Source organism: Phascolarctobacterium succinatutens CAG:287 (assembly GCF_000434895.1).
Classification (GTDB): domain Bacteria; phylum Bacillota; class Negativicutes; order Acidaminococcales; family Acidaminococcaceae; genus Phascolarctobacterium_A; species Phascolarctobacterium_A succinatutens_A.
Genome location: NZ_FR892753.1, coordinates 1 through 14,716 on the forward strand (window position 1 = coordinate 1; position 14,716 = coordinate 14,716).

Consider the following 14,716-nt stretch of genomic DNA (forward strand, 5'->3'; position numbering starts at 1 on the left):
AGAGTGTAAGTCGCCATAATTCTTCGGAGTTAGTAGTGCTATTCTCGTTGAAGCAGGAAGCTTCCGCCTCTATAGACGGGGGTACGTTCACATTTATATATTAGGAGGCAAGCAGATGGACGCAGATAAAAAGAAAGCCTTAGACATGGCGATGCACCAGATTGAAAAGGATTTTGGCAAGGGCAGCATTATGATGCTGGGCGAAGCAAGTTCCAAGATGAATATTGAGGTTATCCCTACAGGTGCTTTATCCCTGGATATTGCTCTTGGTGTCGGTGGTATTCCGCGTGGACGTGTTATTGAGATTTACGGTCCTGAATCTTCCGGTAAAACTACTGTTGCATTGCATATGATTGCTGAAGCTCAGAAAATGGGCGGCTATGCAGCATTTATCGATGCGGAGCATGCACTTGATCCGGAGTATGCCCGTCATCTGGGTGTAGATATTGACGATCTGCTGATTTCTCAGCCGGATAATGGTGAGCAGGCATTGGAAATTGCTGACGCCTTGGTACGCAGCGGCGCTATTGATATTATCGTTATTGACTCCGTTGCCGCTTTGGTTCCGCGTGCAGAAATCGAAGGCGAGATGGGTGATTCCCATGTTGGCCTGCAGGCACGTCTGATGAGCCAGGCTCTGCGTAAGCTGACAGGTCTGATTTCCAAATCCAAATGTGCTACTATTTTCATCAATCAGATCCGTGAAAAGGTTGGCGTTATGTTCGGTAATCCGGAAACAACTACCGGTGGCCGCGCACTGAAATTCTACTCTACCGTCCGTATGGATGTACGTCGTATTGATACGCTGAAAAACGGCAACGATGTAATTGGCAGCCGCACCCGTGTCAAGGTTGTCAAAAACAAGGTAGCACCTCCGTTCAGACAGGCAGAGTTTGATATTATGTATGGCAAGGGCATTTCCCATGAGGGCTGCCTTGTTGATCTTGGTGCAGACCTTGAAATTATCAACAAGAGCGGTGCCTGGTATTCCTATGGCGATATCCGTTTAGGTCAGGGCAAGGAAAAGGTTAAAGACTATTTGCGCGAAAATCCGGAAATTGCCAACGAAATTGAAGCTAAAATCCGCGCAGTGACGATTGCCAAGAGCGATAATAAGGAAGCAGCTGAGGAGCCGTTGCAGGATGTGGAGTCGATCTTTAAGGAATAAGAAAAAGGAAGAAGGCTTTACCAGCGCGCAGCAGGCTTATGACTGCGCGCTGGATTTATTGTCTTACCGCGATTACAGCCATAAGGATATGCTGGAGCGCTTGCAGCGCAAGGGTGCAACTAAGTCACAGGCTCTGGAGGCGGTGGCCAAGCTGGAGGATTACGGTCTGCTGAACGAGGAGCGTTACGCCCAAAGGGTGTACGAGGCCTGGCTGGCCAAACGCTATTACGGCAGACAGCATCTGCAGCTGGAGCTGACCAAGCGCGGCATACGCCCAGACGTGGCTGCGGAGATTATGGAACGCTTTACGCCTGACATTGAAGAGCAGCAGGCGGAGAACGCGGCACAGCTTTTCGTGCAGCGCAATCAGCGCAAGCTAACAGCAGAAACTGACAACAAAAAAATATATGCGGCTGCAGGACGCTTTATGGCGGCCCGTGGCTTTTCATCAAGATATGTGCACATTATATTGGGTAAATTGCATTTTTCAGACAATATATAGCGGTTAAACTTGACAATTTTGTTAAATATACACTATAATGTAGTTATCCAATCGTGTTAATATCAACGATTTTCACGAGGCGACGCGTAAAGCGGTTGCCTTATTTTTTGCCCTATTTCAGAATAGATAATACAGTGATTTATTATAGATTCAACGGAATAAGGACATCTATAGCAGACGCAAGCAGGCGCCTGCTGTTACTGTGCAAAAAAATCTTGGAAAAATCTAATTTTAGGAGGTGAGGACGATTTTAGAAATTATCGGTACAGCTGTTGTCGTTGGTCTGGCTGGCGGTGCAGTAGGTTATCTGGTTCGCAAAAATGTTGCTGAAGGTAAAATTGCTACTGCAGAAGAGCAGGCTATCCGTATTGTACAGGATGCGGAGCAGACCGGCGAAGCAAAACGCAAAGAAATCATGATGGAGGCTAAAGAAGAAATCCATCGTCTTCGTTCCGATATGGAGCGTGAAAATAAAGACAGACGTAATGACCTGCAGCGTCAGGAACGTCGTCTGCTGCAAAAAGAAGAAAATCTGGACCGTAAAATCGAATCCTTCGAACGCAAAGAAGAAAAGCTGGCTTCCAAGGAACAGCGCCTGAACGCTGCTCAGGAGAAGGCTGAGGCAATGCTGGAAAAACGTCAGGTTGAACTGGAGCGTATTTCCGGACTGACCAGTGACGAAGCAAAGCAGGAGCTGCTGCAATCCCTCGAGGACGAGGTTAAGCATGAATCTGCTATGATGGTTAAGGATCTGGAGCAACAGGCAAAAGATGAAGCGGACCGCAAGGCAAGAGAAATTATTTCCCTGGCAATTCAGCGTTGTGCAGCAGACCATGTAGCGGAAACAACCGTTTCCGTAGTAGGCCTGCCTAACGATGAAATGAAGGGCCGCATTATCGGTCGTGAAGGCCGTAACATCCGTACTCTGGAAACCCTTACCGGCATCGATTTGATTATCGATGATACTCCGGAGGCTGTTATTATTTCCGGCTTCGATCCGGTACGCCGCGAGGTTGCCCGTATCGCTTTGGAAAAATTGATTAATGATGGTCGTATTCATCCGTCCCGCATTGAGGAAATGGTTGAAAAGGCACAAAAAGAGGTTGAGCAGAAGATTAAGGAAGCCGGCGAACAGGCTACCTTTGCAGTTGGTGTGCATGGCCTGCATCCCGAACTGATTAAGCTGCTGGGCCGCCTGAAATATCGTACCAGCTATGGTCAGAATGTCCTGAACCATTCTGTTGAGGTTGCCAACCTTGCAGGTGTAATGGCTTCTGAGCTTGGTGTTGACGTTGTTCTGGCTAAGCGTGCCGGCCTGCTGCATGATATTGGCAAGGCCATCGACCATGAAATGGAAGGCTCTCACGTTGAAATCGGCGGCGAAATCGCCAAGAAGTTCCGTGAGTCCGACTTGATTGTCAATGCTATTTTGGCGCATCATGGTGACTGCGAGCCTAAGAGTGTTGAAGCTGTTCTGGTATCTGCTGCTGACGCAGTATCTGCTGCCCGCCCGGGTGCAAGACGCGAAACTCTGGAAAGCTACCTGAAGCGCTTAACTCGATTGGAAGAAATTTCTGAGTCCTTTGAGGGCGTTGAAAAATGCTATGCCGTACAGGCTGGCCGCGAAATCCGCATTATGGTTAAGCCGGATGTTATCGATGATGCTTCCGCTGTGCTTCTGGCACGCGATGTCTCCAAGAAGATTGAAGCTGAAATGGAATATCCAGGTCAGATCAAGGTTGTTATCATCCGCGAAACCCGTGCTGTTGATTACGCAAAATAACGAAATTCCTGAAAGAGCTGCTTAGGCAGCTCTTTTTTTGTGCCTTAGCAGGATTATAGGAATTGCTGTCGAATATATATACTTGGAATTTTTTTGACAGGTGCGCCGGTTGAGGTCGGTGCTGAAAAGGGAATGCCGGTGAGAATCCGGAGCAGTCCCGCTACTGTAAGCGGAGCCCAGGCAATTATGTCACTGACGCAAGTTGGGAAGGCGCTGAGGGCGATGAAGCTAAGCCAGGAGACCTGCCTGTTACGAAGCTCGGAGCCTACGGGAGATAGGCTGGCTTTGGTATGCGTAAATATAGAATTTTTGGCTGCATCTGCATTTTGTGAATCTCCCGCAAGGGAGCTTTTTTCATATATGCATAAAATGAAAAGCATGCAGCTTACAAAAACGAAGGGAGGTTGAAATATGCCTGGAAAAATCATTATGGTTACCGGCGGAGCCCGCAGTGGCAAAAGCGAATTTGCAGAACGCTATGTATTGCATTATTCTCCCAAATGCGATTACGTTGCTACGGCAGAAATCTTAGATGAGGAAATGGCGGAGCGCGTGCGTCTGCACCGTCAGCGCCGTGATGCGCGTTGGATTAATCACGAAGCGCCTTATCATGCGGAGCGCACGCTTGAAGCTCTGTCTGCGGAAACAGGAGCGGTTCTGTTTGATTGCCTGACTGTTTATATGTGTAATCTGATTTACGGCAAGGAAGCGCCGGAGGGTGAATTCCTTGAGCGCTGTCAGGTAGTATTTGACGAAATTGACAAGGTGCTGGCAGCAGCACGTAATTGCGGCAAAATCGTTGTCTTTGTTACGAACGAGGTGGGCAGCGGTATTGTGCCGGATAATCAGATGGCGCGTGAATACCGTGACCTTGCCGGCTGGGTTAACCAGCGTGTGGCGAAGGAGGCTGACCACGTTTATTATTGTGTAGCTGGTCAGGCCGTTGACGTAAAAAAATTGGCTTTTAAATTTGAGGATGAAGGAGAATAACGACTGATATGGAAAAAATCATGATACCTGCCCTGGATGAAGAACGTATGCAGGAAGTGCGGGCAGGCTACGCTAAGATAGACAAGCCGGCAGCCAACTTGGGCAAGCTGGAGGATATGGTTGTAGACCTTGCAGGTATGCTCGGCAAGGATTTACCGGATAAATTAAAGACGGCGATGGTTCTGATGTGCGGTGATCACGGTATTGCCAAATACGGTGTCAGCGCTTATCCGCAGGAGGTTACGCGCCAGATGATTAACGGCTATATGCGCGGTACTGCCGGAGCCACCGTGCTGGCACGTCATGCGCACGCCGATGTTTTCGTCTGCGATGTAGGCACTGCCTTTGATTTGAGCGATTTGCCCAAGGTTTATCAAAAAAAGGTAGCCTGGGGAACAAATGACTTCACCCAGGGACCGGCGATGACGCGCGAGCAGGCGGAAAAGGCTATTGCCGTTGGCATGGAAATGGCTGATATGTGCATCGACCAAGGCTACAATATGCTTTATACCGGTGAAATGGGTATCGGCAATACAACCTCTACCTCCGCTATTGCCAGCGCGTTTCTGGGACTGGATCCGCAGCTGACTGTCGGCCGCGGCAGCGGTATTAATGACGAACGCATGAAGATTAAGCGTCAGGTTGTTATCGACGGCCTGGCTAAAAATATGCCGAAGCAGGGTGATGCGATGGATATACTCTGTAAGGTCGGCGGCTATGACCACGCAGGTCTGGCCGGTGTTATTATCGGCGCAGCCCGCCGCCGTGTACCGACAATGGTTGACGGTGTCAATGCCACGGCTGCAGCACTGCTGGCCTACGGCCTCTATCCGCAGTGCCGCGATTATATGCTTTGCTCGCATCTGAGCAGCGATATTTCCCACAAGAAAATGTTGGAGCTGATGCAGCTTTATCCGATTGTGGATGCCGGTATGCGCCTGGGCGAGGGTACCGGTGCTTCCTTGGCTATTGTTGTGCTGCAGGCAGCGATGGATGTGTATAATCATTTAAGCAGGTGATGTGATGCGTGATTTTGTAACTTGTCTGGAATTTTTGACCAGAATCCGCTTTTCCAACCGCACTGATTGGCATGATGACGATTTCAGCCGCAGCGTGCCGTACTTCCCTTTGGTCGGCCTGGTAATGGGCGTTTTTATGGGTGCGGTAAATTACGGCCTGTATTATCTGCACACACCTGATTTAATGCGTGCGGTGATGCTGGTGCTGGCGGAGCTGATTATTATCGGCGCACTGATGTATGACGGCTTTATGGATACCTCCGACGGTGTTTTCAGCGCCCGTGACCGTGAGCGTATGCTGGAAATCATGAAGGACAGCCACGTAGGCTCCAATGCCGTTATCGCGCTTGTCTGCCTCGTGATGCTGAAGGTGGCTGCCTATACTACGCTGCCGCCGGTAAAGCTGTCGTTTGCTTTGGTTGCGGTTTTTGTAGCAACGCGTACCTTTATGGTTACCTACATCGTCAACTACAAGTATGCACGCAAAACAGGTATCGGTCATATGTTTAAGGCCTATGCCAAGCCGATGTATACCTATATTGCCTTTGCTCTTTGTCTGGCGCTTGTCGCAGCCTGCGGTTTGCCATATCTGTATACGGCAATAGCGGCCTTTGTTATCTGCCAGTGCATTGCGCATTTCCTCAGCGGTCAGCTGGGCGGCCTTACCGGTGATACCTACGGCTTTTTGACGGAATGCGGCGTTGTGGTTTACCTGATGCTCGCAACCTATATAATCTGATATATTTCCCCGGCAATATTTTGCCTAATTATAAAGAGACAGAAAGGAAAAATGCTATGCATATAGAAGAAATAATCCAAAAGATTGTGCCTGCGGACAGAGGTTGTATGAAGCTGGCGCAGACACGCTTTGATAATCTGATCAAGCCGGTCGGCAGTCTGGCCAAGCTGGAAGAAATGACCTCGCGCTATTGCGGTATCAAGGGCATTTATGAAAAAGAGGATTTAGATTATCCTAAACGCGATTTGCTGGTGTGGTGCGGTATCGAAGAGGCTGCTCAGGCCGAAAAAATTATGCACGCTAAATGGCCGGTGAATGTGCTGGCTGCAGAAACCGGTGCGAAGGCCGTGGCTCTGCTCGTAACCTTGGAGGAGGAGGCTGACGCTCTGGAAGAGGGCGCTGCCCTGGTGCAGGAGCTGGTACATGAGAAGGGATTAGAGCTGTTGGGCTTCGGCTGTCTTTCCAATCCTGATAATGAGATGGTACGCACTGCAATGACTGGTGCTCTGCTGCAGGCTGCAGCAATGAAGGTGCCGGTAATGCTGGACGGTGTTGCTGTCTGCAAGGCTGCCAAAAAGGCAGCGGATATGGCACCTGCCGTGCTGGATTACTGCTTTGCCGGTCACGTTTCCGCAGAGCCGGGAGCGGAAGAATGCCTGCAGGAGCTGGGGCTTACGGCACCGCTGCGCCTGAACATTCCCGACGGCGCCGGTGAGGGAGCTGCTGTCTGCTTTACGCTGTTCAATGCCGGCATCAAGGCCTACAAGGAAATGGAAACCTTTGAGGAAGCAGGCGTACATGCGGAGATGAAGGAATTTTCCCTGGCAGAGCAATCTAAAAAAGGAGCGAAGGCTTAATGGGTAGAATATATTTAATCCGTCACGGTGAAACGGACAGCAACAAGGGACACCGCTTTCAGGGACGCATCAACATGCCGCTGAACGGCAAAGGCCTGGCGCAGTCTGAGAAGCTGGCTGCCTATATGCAGCATCTGCCGGTTGATAAAATTTACTGCAGCTCTATGCTGCGTGCCTGCATGACGGCAGCACCGCTGGCTATGAGCAAAAATATGTCCTATCAGCCGCTGGATTTACTGCAGGAGGTAAGCTTCGGTGCCTGGGAGGGCCTGGAATATGCGGAAATCAGCCGCCGCTGGCCTAAGGAGATGGATGATTTCCTGACGCGTCCGGGCGAATGGATTCCGCCGCAGGGCGAAAGCTTTCATGATGTAGCGCATCGCTGTCAGGCGGCCTTTGACTATATCTTCGAGCGTGAAGGCCACGAGAAAAATATCGCGATTGTATCGCATGGCGGTATTATCCGCGTGCAGCTGTGCCTGCTTTTGGACATCCCCCTGAACAATCTGTGGAAGCTGAGTGTGCATAATGTTTCTGTCAGCACGCTGAATGACTGGCAGGGCAATATTATTGCGGAAACCATCAATGATGCTCACTTTGCCAGAGAGCAGGGAAGCTCTGTAAACTGGCTGCATAAATAAAAATTGAAGTTCGAAAACCGCGCAGAGCTGAAAAGCTGGCGCGGTTTTGCTATCAGGCTGTGAAAACAGCAAAGGCTGTCATAATTTTTGTTGTAAACTTATCGGTGCTGCACCATTAATTTTACCCGCAAGCTTTTATCGTGAGCACTGTTAATAAGCGGATTTTGGGATATGTTGAGAAATGAAAAGTTTCTTATTAAAGAATTTACGCATTTTTGATAAACTAAGATTGACTTTTACAGGCGCTTACTATATACTGTAAGTGGTGTATCTCAGTGGTCCGTTTAAGTTCCTAACTTCTTCTATCATAGATGACATGGGGAAGCCAAGGTAAACATCTTAATGCGTTCTTTGGGGTATGTTCTATCTATGATTAGGAGTGATTAAACAATGAAAGAAGACAAGACTTTAACCTGCTGCGAGTGCGGCAACGAATTCGTATTCACTGCTTCCGAGCAAGAGTTCTACGAAGAAAAAGGCTTCACTAACGAACCGCGCCGCTGTCCGGCTTGCCGTCAAGCACGCAAACAACGCATGGGCGTACAAAACGACCGTCCGCAACGCGAAATGTTCCCCGCAGTTTGCGCTGAATGCGGTAAAGAGACCATGGTGCCGTTCAAACCCAGCGATCGTCCGGTTTACTGCCGCGAATGCTTCAACGCACGTAAACACTAATTAGACGCTTGAAGTAACAAATTCAGGTACAGCTTAGGCTGTACCTGTTTTTTATTAGCCAATCATAGAAAAAACGAAAGTTATTTTACATAAAAGTGCTTATATGCTATACTTTTTACAATATCAATTATTCGAAGCAAGGGAGCTTTATGGCACGTATTATAGACAGTGATTTTCTGCACCGCGCGCTGCTGCATTTTTATGGCTACAGCAGCTTCCGCACAGGGCAGGAAGAAATTATAAGTGAAATATTACACGGACAGCCTGTGTTGGCAGTGCTTCCTACAGGTGCAGGCAAGAGTATCTGCTTTCAGCTGCCTTCGCTGCTGCTGAAGGGCGTGACGCTGGTAATCTCGCCGCTGATATCGCTGATGAAGGATCAGGCAGAGTCGCTGACGGCCCGCGGTATTCCGGCAGCTTATCTTGACAGCAGCATGAGCAGCAACGAATACGGCAGAGTGCTGCACGCTGCGCTTAATAAGCAGTGCAAATTTTTGTATGTGGCACCGGAGCGATTGGTAAACCAGCAGTTTATTGATTTCGCCTGCAAGGCTTATATTACCATGGTGGCAGTGGACGAGGCGCACTGCGTATCGCAATGGGGACACAGCTTCCGCAAGGAGTATTATAATATTCCTGATTTTATTCAGGCCTTGCCGACGAAGCCGCTGGTAGCAGCCTTTACTGCTACGGCTACACCGGATGTGCGCCGTGATATCATCAAACGTTTGGGCATTCCGGAGGCAAAAATTGTGGTGACGGGCTTTGACAGGCCTAACCTGCATTTTGCCGTGCAGCGCACGCAGGATAAGGAGCGCTCGCTGCTGGAGTTTATGCGCAAGCATAAAAAGGATTGCGGCGTAGTTTACTGTGCTACGCGCAACAAGGTGGAAAGCGTTACCCAGCTTTTGCGGCGCCAGGGCTTCAGTGCCTTGCGCTATCACGCGGGCCTGACGCCGGAGGAACGGCGCGAAAATCAAAATGCCTTCGTCGGCGGCAGTGTACCGATGATTGTGGCAACAAATGCCTTCGGTATGGGTATTGATAAGCCTGATGTACGCTTTGTGGTGCATTATAATATGCCCAAGGATATCGAAAGCTACTATCAGGAGGCAGGACGCGCAGGGCGTGACGGCCTGCCTGCGGAATGTCTGCTGCTTTATGATAAGGCGGATATCGCGGTCAACACCTATCTTATCGGCCACGACCAGCCGGATTTGACCTGGAAGGAGCACGAGCTGCAGCTGCTGAGCAAAATGACCAATTATTGCAATACGTCCATGTGCCTGCGCAAGGTACTGCTGGAATATTTCGGAGAAAAAACAACGTCGCAGTGCAACAATTGCGGCAACTGCGACGTGAATAAGAACGCTTCGTGGCGTAAGTTTTTGAAGTTTTAATTTTTAATCGATATCAATAGTATTGCCCGGTTTTACAATAAGCACCTTGCTGTCGGTTTCGTCCTCAACGGCAGCCTTGAAGGCTTCCACGTCCTGAGCGATGGGCGGCCAGGTGTTGTAATGTACGGGGATAACGTATTTTGCCTGCAGCAGTTTGCAGGCGATAAGCGCATCGTTAGGGTCCATAGTGAAGTTGCCGCCGATAGGAAGCACTGCGTATTCAAAAGCATCGAGCTTGGGCAGCAGCTGCATATCGCTGAAGAGTGCGGTGTCACCGGCGAAGTACAGCTTCGTGCCGTAGAAATCAATGACAATGCCGCAGGCGTGACCACCGGGAACGCCGCTGCCGTGGAAGGCCAACGTCAGGCGTACCTTGCCGAAGGGAAACTTAAAGGTGCCGCCAAGATGCATAGCGTGTGCTTTGCAGCCGGCATCCTGCGCCAGACCGCAGATTTCGGCAGTGGAGATGATGGTAGCGTCACAATTTTTGGCGATTTCAAAGGCACTGCCCAAATGGTCGAAGTGACCGTGGCTGACGAAAATATAATCAACCTTAATGTCTTTGGCAGTGAGTCCTTCCGGATTATCGTCCAGATACGGGTCGAAGATAATAGCGGAATTATTTTTTTCCAAAATAAAGCAGGCATGGTTGATGAAATGGAATTTTGCGGACATAATTTTCCCTCCTTAATTTGACAAGCTGATTGCTGCTTGATATTAAATAAGATAGCGCTTGACTGTTATCTTATAAATATTATAGCTTAAATCTACTTTTTTGTGAATTCCTCACTGCAGGGGTGGGAAAAACTTTACAATTTTGCCTTATGTGCGGTAAAATTGATAGCGTGATATATATATAGGAGTAATGCGCTATGAAATATAAAAAAATTACTTTTGCGAGTGTTCTGCTGGGCCTGTCGCTGTACGCCGGCGTGTGTGCGGCAACTGTGCGCGAGGTCGCTGATGAAGCACCGGCCTCCAAGCAGACGATTATCGCTGATAAAAAGGATAAGAAGCTGCTGAACAAAAAGCAGCGCGGTGTCCAAATAACTCAGGAAAAGGATAAAATTGTAGTATCTACCAAACCGGTGGCTAAACCGCCGGCCGGTACGATAAAGGTTCCTGCTGCTCCACGTCCGTCGCTGCTACAGGAGAAGGATGGCAAATTCTATTTTTCCGGGACACAGCTGCCGGATGATTACCGTAATATCGCTATTTACGGTGAGGCGATTGCCAGCAAGGCGCAGGCTATTGCCTATATTTTGGCGGCCAACCCGGCTGTGAAGCTGGCCTGCCCGGTGGAGGAGCTTGTCGATTTGTACTGGCAGGAGGCTAAGCGTGAAAACGTGCGTCCGGACCTTGCCCTGGCGCAATCGTTGGTGGAAACCGGTGCCTACCGCTATGGCGGTGATGTGCTGCATCATCAGAATAATTTCTGCGGCCTCGGTACTATCGGCGGCGGTGTGCGCGGTGCGTCCTTTGCTACACCGCAGCTGGGCGTGCGTGCGCATATCCAGCATCTGCTGGCTTATACGCAGACGAAGCGCCCTTCAACCGATATTGTCGATCCGCGCTATGATCTGGCGCATAATATCCGCTTGGAGCGCGGTGTTGTCAACACCTGGTACGGTTTGAACGGTACTTGGGCGATGGGCTCGCTGTATTGCGAAAAGATTATGGCTACCTATCAGAAAATCCTGGCACAGCAGCCTGTGGAGGAGATTAAGCCTGCACCGGCTGAACCGGTTAAGGAAAAGAATAAAAAGAAGCGCAGTATGAAGCAGAGGGTTTCTGAAATACTGCAGGAGCAAAAATAAATTAATGACTGCGCAGCAGTCAGCTGAGGAGGCATTCAGTAAAATGCATATAGTTTTAGTTGAACCGGAAATTCCCGGCAATACCGGCAATATTGCACGTCTGTGCGCAGCAACAGGCTGTCACCTGCATTTGGTCCGTCCGCTTGGTTTTTCCGTGGAGGATAAATATTTGAAGCGTGCAGGCCTGGATTATTGGCATCTTGTTGATATCCATTATTATGACAGCGTTTACGAGGTGCTGGAAAAATATAAGGATAACCCCAAGTATTTCCTGACGACGAAGGCACACAGCTCTTATGCCGATGTGCAGTATGCTCAGGACAGCCTGCTGATTTTCGGCAAGGAAACTGCCGGTCTGCCGGAAACCTTGCTGCACGAATATCCCGAAAGCTGCATCCGTATTCCGATGATTGAGGATGCACGCTCTTTGAATTTGTCCAATTCCGTGGCGATTGTGGCTTATGAGGCTCTGCGCCAGAACGGCTTTGCTGATTTAACCCTTTATGGAGGAGAGTATAAATGATAATTATTAAGGAATTTGATTTTGACGCTGCGCATTATCTGCCTGCGTATAACGGCAAGTGCGAGCATTTGCACGGGCATACCTATAAGCTGGTGGTAAAGGTGGAGGGCACTCCCGACCACGAGGGTATGGTTATTGATTTCATTAAGCTGAAGAATCTGGTGAAGGAAGAGGTGCTGGCACATTTGGACCACGCCTGCCTGAATGATATTCTTCCGGTGCCTTCTGCAGAAAATATCAGCGTCTGGGTTTGGAATAAGCTGGTTGAGCTGCTTAAGAGCGACCATTACCATTTATATGAAGTAGAAGTTTGGGAAACTCGCACCAGTGGCTGCGTGTACAGAGGTGAATGACGTGAAGGATGTACAAAGCGAAAAGGATTTACGCAATATTCCTTTGAAGCATGTGGGAATAAAGGGCCTGCGCTGGCCGATTGAGCTGCGCGATAAAGAGCGCGGTACGCAGCACAGCGTAGCGGAGGTAACACTGGCGGTTGATTTGCCGCATGATATGCGCGGTACGCACATGAGCCGTTTTGTGGAATGTCTGCGTACTCTCGGTCCTGTGGGCCTCGCTGATGTGGAGGCTATTTTGGACCAGCTGAAGCAGCATCTACAGGCTGAAAGAGCTTTTATCGAGCTGAAGTTCCCGTATTTTGTGACGAAGAAGGCTCCTGTGAGCGGCATGGAAGCGCCGATGGATATCGATTGCGTGTATAAGGCCGAGAAGGGTGAGAAGCTGCGTTGGCGCATTACCGCTGTTGTGCCGGTGCAGACGCTGTGCCCCTGCTCCAAGGAAATCAGCGAATACGGTGCGCATAACCAGCGTGCCTGGGCGAAGCTGGAGGTTGAGGCGCAGGAGATGGTATGGCTGGAGGAGCTGGTGGAATATGCCGAGGCTTCCGCAAGCACGCCGCTTTATGGTCTTTTGAAGCGTCCTGACGAAAAATACGTTACGGAGCATGCTTATGAAAATCCGCGTTTTGTAGAGGATGCCGTGCGTGAGGTTGCTTTACGTCTGGAGGCGGATAAGCGCATTACCTGGTATCGTGCAGAGGTGGAGAGCATGGAAAGCATCCATAATCATAACGCTTTTGCTGTTGTGGAAAAAGGTGAGAATGAATGTTATTAAAGGTTAACCGTGAAGGTTTGGAGGCAGCGCTGGCAAGCATCGGCGCTCATGCCGACAGTCTGCCTATTTTTGCGCATAAGGCGGAGATTATTCCGTTCAAGCTGCTGGGTGTGCGTACTCCGGCAGCGAATATTATCAAGCAGGAGATGCTGGCAGTGGGCGGTGACGCTGTAACGCCTGTCGGTGCTGTTACCTGCGCTGCGAAGTATGTTGATATCCTGCTTTTGGGTACGCTGAAGCATTATAAGGTGCTTTTGAAGAAGCTGGCGCAGATGCCTTATTTTGGTATTCCTCAGGCTGCTATTGATCTGGAAATGGCGCTGACGCCGCAAAAGCTGTGCACTACTCTGGCTGACGGCAGAGTGCTGACCTATGAGAAGATGTGCGTGATGGGCATTTTGAACGTTACGCCGGATTCTTTTTATGAGGGCAGCCGTGTGCCCGCTATGGAGGAGCTGGTGGCGCGTGCCGGCAGAATGCTTGCTGCAGGTGCCGGTGTGCTGGATATCGGCGGTGAGTCTACCCGTCCGGGCAGCGACAGCGTTGATGGGGAGGAGGAGCGCCGCCGCGTAGTTCCTGCGATTACTGCTTTGCGCAAGGCTTATCCCGATGCTGTTATTTCTATTGATACCTATCGTGCGGATACGGCGGAGGCAGCTATTGCTGCCGGTGCTGATATTATCAACGATATCAGTGCGATGGAGGCTGACCCGCGCATGGCTGACGTGATTGTGGCTACTAAAGCGCCGATTATCCTTATGCATATGCGCGGTACGCCGAAGAATATGCAGCAGAACTGCGAGTACAAGGATGTTGTGCAGGAGATTGCCGTTTATCTGGCGCAGAGAGCACAGCTTTTGCGTGAGCGCGGTGTGAGTGCGGATAAGATTATTCTGGATCCCGGTATCGGCTTTGCCAAGAATGTGGAGCAGAATTTGCTGTTGATGCGTGACCTGAAGGCTTTGACGAGCTTTGGCTATCCTGTGCTGCTGGCGGCTTCGCGCAAGAGCACGCTTGGTGCTGTGCTGGGCGGTGTACCGGCAGAGCAGCGTTTGGAGGGGACGATTGCGACGAGTCTGCAGGCAATTTACGCGGGGGCGCAGATGGTGCGCGTGCATGATGTTGAGGAGAATGTGCGGGCGATTCGCACAATGGAAGCTATTTTGCGTGGCAGTGCGGAATAGGTTAGCTTAGAAAGAATTGTTTTAGCAATTATCTGTCACGCTGCGACAGAATAATTGCTGCGAAAGTATCGTTTAGTGTGTTACAGGAAGAATTGTTTTAGCAATTATCTGTCACGCTGCAGCGAAAAATTTTTTAACGGCAATTTCGTGCGGAACAAAGACGAAATTGCAATAAAACTCGCGCTAGGCGAAGTGTTTTTCTGCAGAAGTCAGCTTAGCGCTCAAACAATATTGCAATTTCGGTTGTTCCAGGCACTCATTACCTAAAATTTTTATGCTTTCGCTGC

Annotated in this window: 16 protein-coding genes and 1 riboswitch; of the genes, 15 read left to right on the forward strand and 1 reads right to left on the reverse strand. The window is 49.8% G+C overall.

Going from position 1 to position 14,716, the window contains the following annotated elements; all coding sequences use genetic code 11:
* Window positions 1–115: 115 nt before the first annotated feature.
* From recA to BN587_RS00985, 10 genes are all read left to right on the forward strand, one after another.
* Window positions 116–1,168, forward strand: coding sequence for a recombinase RecA (gene recA / locus BN587_RS00935; RefSeq protein ID WP_021719295.1), 1,053 nt, complete (start codon window positions 116–118; stop codon window positions 1,166–1,168).
* Complete coding sequence (locus BN587_RS00940; protein WP_021719296.1) at window positions 1,143–1,670, forward strand: regulatory protein RecX; 528 nt, start codon at window positions 1,143–1,145, stop codon at window positions 1,668–1,670. The genes recA and BN587_RS00940 overlap by 26 nt, the downstream gene beginning before the upstream one ends.
* A 238-nt stretch (window positions 1,671–1,908) precedes the next feature.
* Window positions 1,909–3,453 carry a ribonuclease Y gene (gene rny, locus BN587_RS00945; protein WP_021719297.1) on the forward strand — a complete coding sequence of 515 codons (1,545 nt, stop codon included), beginning with the start codon at window positions 1,909–1,911 and terminating at the stop codon, window positions 3,451–3,453.
* Window positions 3,454–3,534: 81 nt separating this feature from the next.
* A riboswitch (cobalamin riboswitch) is annotated at window positions 3,535–3,717 on the forward strand.
* Between the two features lie 147 nt (window positions 3,718–3,864).
* Window positions 3,865–4,443 (forward strand): bifunctional adenosylcobinamide kinase/adenosylcobinamide-phosphate guanylyltransferase, encoded by a 579-nt coding sequence (cobU, locus tag BN587_RS00955; RefSeq protein ID WP_021719298.1) that lies wholly within the window; start codon window positions 3,865–3,867, stop codon window positions 4,441–4,443.
* 8 nt (window positions 4,444–4,451) lie between these two features.
* Complete coding sequence (cobT, locus tag BN587_RS00960; RefSeq protein ID WP_021719299.1) at window positions 4,452–5,462, forward strand: nicotinate-nucleotide--dimethylbenzimidazole phosphoribosyltransferase; 1,011 nt, start codon at window positions 4,452–4,454, stop codon at window positions 5,460–5,462.
* A gap of 4 nt (window positions 5,463–5,466) precedes the next feature.
* Complete coding sequence (gene cobS / locus BN587_RS00965) at window positions 5,467–6,201, forward strand: adenosylcobinamide-GDP ribazoletransferase (RefSeq protein ID WP_021719300.1); 735 nt, start codon at window positions 5,467–5,469, stop codon at window positions 6,199–6,201.
* Window positions 6,202–6,257: 56 nt separating this feature from the next.
* Window positions 6,258–7,058 (forward strand): nicotinate-nucleotide--dimethylbenzimidazole phosphoribosyltransferase, encoded by an 801-nt coding sequence (locus BN587_RS11265; protein ID WP_021719301.1) that lies wholly within the window; start codon window positions 6,258–6,260, stop codon window positions 7,056–7,058.
* Window positions 7,058–7,699 (forward strand): histidine phosphatase family protein, encoded by a 642-nt coding sequence (locus BN587_RS00975; RefSeq protein ID WP_021719302.1) that lies wholly within the window; start codon window positions 7,058–7,060, stop codon window positions 7,697–7,699. The genes BN587_RS11265 and BN587_RS00975 overlap by 1 nt, the downstream gene beginning before the upstream one ends.
* A 390-nt stretch (window positions 7,700–8,089) precedes the next feature.
* Window positions 8,090–8,374, forward strand: coding sequence for a zinc-ribbon domain containing protein (locus BN587_RS00980; protein WP_021719303.1), 285 nt, complete (start codon window positions 8,090–8,092; stop codon window positions 8,372–8,374).
* A gap of 149 nt (window positions 8,375–8,523) precedes the next feature.
* Window positions 8,524–9,774 (forward strand): RecQ family ATP-dependent DNA helicase, encoded by a 1,251-nt coding sequence (locus BN587_RS00985; protein WP_021719304.1) that lies wholly within the window; start codon window positions 8,524–8,526, stop codon window positions 9,772–9,774.
* Between the two features lie 3 nt (window positions 9,775–9,777).
* On the opposite strand, the gene BN587_RS00990 is transcribed toward BN587_RS00985, so the two are convergent.
* Window positions 9,778–10,449 carry a metal-dependent hydrolase gene (locus tag BN587_RS00990; RefSeq protein ID WP_021719305.1) on the reverse strand — a complete coding sequence of 224 codons (672 nt, stop codon included), beginning with the start codon at window positions 10,447–10,449 and terminating at the stop codon, window positions 9,778–9,780.
* Between the two features lie 197 nt (window positions 10,450–10,646).
* Between BN587_RS00990 and BN587_RS00995 the strand changes: the two genes are divergently transcribed.
* The 5 genes from BN587_RS00995 to folP are packed head-to-tail and all read left to right on the forward strand — an operon-like array spanning window position 10,647 to window position 14,429.
* On the forward strand, window positions 10,647–11,591 hold the full coding sequence (locus BN587_RS00995) for a glucosaminidase domain-containing protein (RefSeq protein ID WP_021719306.1): 945 nt from the start codon (window positions 10,647–10,649) through the stop codon (window positions 11,589–11,591).
* Window positions 11,592–11,634: 43 nt separating this feature from the next.
* Window positions 11,635–12,114, forward strand: coding sequence for a tRNA (uridine(34)/cytosine(34)/5-carboxymethylaminomethyluridine(34)-2'-O)-methyltransferase TrmL (gene trmL / locus BN587_RS01000; protein ID WP_040564986.1), 480 nt, complete (start codon window positions 11,635–11,637; stop codon window positions 12,112–12,114).
* Window positions 12,111–12,467, forward strand: a complete 357-nt coding sequence (queD, locus tag BN587_RS01005) for a 6-carboxytetrahydropterin synthase QueD (RefSeq protein WP_009145128.1) — start codon at window positions 12,111–12,113, stop codon at window positions 12,465–12,467. The genes trmL and queD overlap by 4 nt, the downstream gene beginning before the upstream one ends.
* Before the next feature lies 1 nt (window position 12,468).
* The gene (gene folE2 / locus BN587_RS01010) at window positions 12,469–13,245 is read left to right on the forward strand and encodes a GTP cyclohydrolase FolE2 (RefSeq protein ID WP_021719308.1); all 777 of its coding nucleotides are present in this window, start codon (window positions 12,469–12,471) and stop codon (window positions 13,243–13,245) included.
* On the forward strand, window positions 13,236–14,429 hold the full coding sequence (folP, locus tag BN587_RS01015; protein WP_021719309.1) for a dihydropteroate synthase: 1,194 nt from the start codon (window positions 13,236–13,238) through the stop codon (window positions 14,427–14,429). Before folE2 ends, folP begins: the two co-directional genes overlap by 10 nt.
* Window positions 14,430–14,716: the final 287 nt, after the last annotated feature.

Coding starts and splice junctions, on each gene's coding strand:
- BN587_RS00975 (WP_021719302.1), top strand. CDS start 7,058: ATGGGTAGAATATATTTAATCCGTCACGGTGAAACGGACAGCAACAAG.
- queD (WP_009145128.1), top strand. CDS start 12,111: ATGATAATTATTAAGGAATTTGATTTTGACGCTGCGCATTATCTGCCT.
- cobS (WP_021719300.1), top strand. CDS start 5,467: ATGCGTGATTTTGTAACTTGTCTGGAATTTTTGACCAGAATCCGCTTT.
- BN587_RS00995 (WP_021719306.1), top strand. CDS start 10,647: ATGAAATATAAAAAAATTACTTTTGCGAGTGTTCTGCTGGGCCTGTCG.
- BN587_RS00940 (WP_021719296.1), top strand. CDS start 1,143: ATGTGGAGTCGATCTTTAAGGAATAAGAAAAAGGAAGAAGGCTTTACC.
- cobT (WP_021719299.1), top strand. CDS start 4,452: ATGGAAAAAATCATGATACCTGCCCTGGATGAAGAACGTATGCAGGAA.
- recA (WP_021719295.1), top strand. CDS start 116: ATGGACGCAGATAAAAAGAAAGCCTTAGACATGGCGATGCACCAGATT.
- BN587_RS11265 (WP_021719301.1), top strand. CDS start 6,258: ATGCATATAGAAGAAATAATCCAAAAGATTGTGCCTGCGGACAGAGGT.
- cobU (WP_021719298.1), top strand. CDS start 3,865: ATGCCTGGAAAAATCATTATGGTTACCGGCGGAGCCCGCAGTGGCAAA.
- BN587_RS00980 (WP_021719303.1), top strand. CDS start 8,090: ATGAAAGAAGACAAGACTTTAACCTGCTGCGAGTGCGGCAACGAATTC.
- BN587_RS00985 (WP_021719304.1), top strand. CDS start 8,524: ATGGCACGTATTATAGACAGTGATTTTCTGCACCGCGCGCTGCTGCAT.
- trmL (WP_040564986.1), top strand. CDS start 11,635: ATGCATATAGTTTTAGTTGAACCGGAAATTCCCGGCAATACCGGCAAT.
- BN587_RS00990 (WP_021719305.1), bottom strand. CDS start 10,449: ATGTCCGCAAAATTCCATTTCATCAACCATGCCTGCTTTATTTTGGAA.
- folP (WP_021719309.1), top strand. CDS start 13,236: ATGTTATTAAAGGTTAACCGTGAAGGTTTGGAGGCAGCGCTGGCAAGC.